Origin of the sequence: Burkholderia sp. Bp9004 (genome assembly GCF_003858025.1) — a bacterium.
GTDB lineage: Bacteria > Pseudomonadota > Gammaproteobacteria > Burkholderiales > Burkholderiaceae > Burkholderia > Burkholderia diffusa.
The window spans coordinates 1-2,430 of the sequence record NZ_QTQD01000068.1; the positions used below are offsets into that span (position 1 = coordinate 1).

2 protein-coding genes are annotated in these 2,430 nt (G+C 58.3%); one reads left to right on the top strand and one right to left on the bottom strand.

Annotated elements, in window-relative coordinates; all coding sequences use genetic code 11:
• Positions 1–100: 100 nt before the first annotated feature.
• Positions 101–1,060 carry a LysR family transcriptional regulator gene (locus tag DIE08_RS35125; protein ID WP_124906447.1) on the bottom strand — a complete coding sequence of 320 codons (960 nt, stop codon included), beginning with the start codon at positions 1,058–1,060 and terminating at the stop codon, positions 101–103.
• 119 nt (positions 1,061–1,179) lie between these two features.
• Here DIE08_RS35125 and DIE08_RS35130 point away from each other — a divergent pair, with 119 nt between their 5' ends.
• Positions 1,180–2,391, top strand: a complete 1,212-nt coding sequence (locus DIE08_RS35130) for an MFS transporter (RefSeq protein ID WP_124906449.1) — start codon at positions 1,180–1,182, stop codon at positions 2,389–2,391.
• Positions 2,392–2,430: the final 39 nt, after the last annotated feature.

Consider the following 2,430-nt stretch of genomic DNA (forward strand, 5'->3'; position numbering starts at 1 on the left):
GAATGTCTGTTCACCGCATGTCACGAGCCGCACCTGCTAGCGACGCCCTAATCGGGAATCTCACCGCTGGCGCACTTTGAAAGTCAGTGACTATCGCAAGTTAGCCTAGGTTTTCCGACCCTGATGGCGCGGGCATCCCGGCCAGGATGCCCTCGGACATCGCACGCTGGAAGCGGTCGACCAGGAAGTCCAGTAGCACCCTCACGCGTGGAGTCATATAGCGATTTCGGTTCAACACGGCATATATGCCGGGCTCACCTTCGACCCACTCCGGCAACACGACCTGAAGTTTGCCTGCACGAATATCCGCTGCGGCATCCCATATTGTCTTGCGGGCTATGCCGAACCCGGCAAGTGTCCACGCACGTGCCAAGGCGCCATCATTTGTTTCCCATGCGTTTTCCATTGCTACGGTGTGATTCCAACGCTTGCCTTCGGACACGAAGTGAAATTCGTTCAACGGGCCTGCAGCCGTAACCAGAACGACAAACTGATGGGCAACCAGGTCAGCCGGGATTCGCGGCGTGCCGTGATTGGTCAGATATTCAGGAGACGCACATAGCACTCGCCAGTTCGGTGCAAGTTGCCGTGCGATAAGTGAAGGATTGTTTGGCCTTCCAAATCGGATTGCGAGATCCACGTCGTCTTGCAGCAAGTCGGAGACGGAGTCGGTCAGGTTAAGTGCGATTTTCAGCTCGGGCTGCGTGCGAACGAAGTCTTCTAGCCAGCTACTCAGTAGATTGCGGCCGAAATCGGCCGATGCCGAAATCCGAACCTTGCCGCGCGCTATCCCCTGGCTCGCGTTGAGTGCGGCCTCGGCATCCTCGATGGCCCTCAATGCGATGCGGCAGTGGTGGTGGTATAGCCGGCCCTCTTCGGTTAGGCGTAGTTGCCTTGTATTGCGGTCGAATAGCCTTGTTGAGAGTGCCGCTTCCAGTTTGGTGAGCCGCGCGCTCGCCGCTGCCGGTGAGAATCCCAGCTTACGACCGGCAGCGGACAAGTTGCCCAGTGCCGCTGCCTCCACGAACAAACGCATGTCGCCCAGTCGATCAGTTGCCATTCTTCATCCAGATTTGAAAAGTATTCAAATGCGCGGCCAATTATCAAATCCATGTTTACTAGGCAGACTGCCACTCTGCAAGCCCCAACGAGGGAAAACGTTGAAATCTGGAGAACAAGATGGATAAAAATTGCGGGGCAGCGACCGTGGGTATCGGATGCGCTGAGACGGTGAATCGTCTCCCCGTGGGAGCGTTGTTTGCATTGGCGATGGCCAGTTTCATCGCCACAGCGAACGAAACTGTGCCGGCTGGCTTGCTTCCAGAGATTGCACAAGGGTTCCACGTCAGCGAAGCCTGGGCTGGGCAACTTGTAACCCTCTGTGCGCTCGGGTCGGGTGTAGCAGCCATCCCGCTGACCGCAGTTGTCCGTAAGTGGCAACGGCGGCATGTCTTGTTGCTGGTGTTGGCCGCGTTTCTCGTTTGCAATGCGATCACTGCGGTGTCGACGAATTACGTGCTGACGCTGGCTACGCGCTTTGCTGTGGGACTCGCCACCGGACTGGCTTGGTGCCTTTTGGCGTCATACGCGCGGCGTATGGTTCCCGCGTCGATGCAGGGACGCGCGCTTGCGGTGGCGATGATCGGCATTCCTTTGGCGTTGTCGGTCGGGGTGCCGTTAAGCGTCTGGCTCGGCAGTATGGTCGGCTGGCGCAGCATCTTTGGCATTATGTCCGGGATGTCACTGGCGTTAATGGCCTTGGTGTGCTGGAAAGTGCCGGATTATCCTGGCGAGATGACGAACCACCGTTTGCCGATGCGGCGAGTCCTCATGATCCGGGGCGTGCGACCCGTGCTGTTCGTGGTGATGGCCTGGATTCTTCCACATTACATTCTTTACACGTACATTGCGCCTTACCTGGCATCGGTCGGACTGGCGCGCGATGTGGATTCTGTGCTGCTGATCTTTGGTATCTCTTCCATGCTCGGCATTTGGGTTATCGGTTCTCTCGTTGACGGGTGGCTGCGCCTGTTGGTATTGGGCGGGCTCGGAGCCTTCGCCTGCGTTTCGGTGATATTTGGGTTAGGCGCCACGTCACCCACGGTCATCTGCGTTGGCGTTGCGATCTGGGGCTTCAGTTTCGGCGGAGCGCCGACCCTTCTTCAGACTGCTTTGGCCGATGCCGCCGGCGAGGGGGCTGACATCGCGCAGTCCGCATTGGTGACGGTGTTCAATCTTTCGTTTGCCGGTAGTGGAATCGTCGGTGGCGTACTACTCGCGACGGTAGGCGTCGCTTCTTTTCCGTGGGTGGTCGCGTCGCTGCTGGTGATTGGCCTGTTAGCGGCATGGCAAGCGAATGCCCATGGATTTCCGTCTGGGCAGCGTCAATGAATGGACCAGGCACGTCGCTACGCGCAAGCCGCGAACGGC

Bases quoted from the DNA above. Each gene is read 5' to 3' on its own strand.
- DIE08_RS35130 (WP_124906449.1), top strand. From the start codon at position 1,180: ATGGATAAAAATTGCGGGGCAGCGACCGTGGGTATCGGATGCGCTGAG.
- DIE08_RS35125 (WP_124906447.1), bottom strand. From the start codon at position 1,060: ATGGCAACTGATCGACTGGGCGACATGCGTTTGTTCGTGGAGGCAGCG.